At 72.1% G+C, this 244-nt stretch carries 1 protein-coding gene; it reads right to left on the bottom strand.

Annotated elements, in window-relative coordinates; all coding sequences use genetic code 11:
* On the bottom strand, positions 1-244 hold a 244-nt coding region (locus R0J92_RS25745; protein WP_411053779.1), incomplete at both ends, for a MutS-related protein.

Raw genomic sequence — 244 nt, 5'->3', positions numbered from 1 at the left:
AGCAGGACGATCAGCGCGTTCTGGCGCAGGAAGGTCGACTTGCCGGCCATGTTCGGCCCGGTCAGCAGCCAGACCCGCTGGTCCGGGCCGAGATCGCAGTCATTGGCGACGAAGCGGCTGCCGTCCTGGGCGGCCAGCGCGGCTTCGACCACCGGGTGGCGCCCACCGGTCACCGCAAAGCGGGTGTCGTCGGCAAGATGCGGGCGGGTCCAGCCGGCATCGCGGGCCAGTCGGGCGTGGCTCG

Source organism: Tritonibacter sp. SIMBA_163 (assembly GCF_046535935.1).
Lineage (GTDB): Bacteria > Pseudomonadota > Alphaproteobacteria > Rhodobacterales > Rhodobacteraceae > Epibacterium > Epibacterium scottomollicae.
This window is presented reverse-complemented; position numbering and strand designations above follow the sequence as displayed.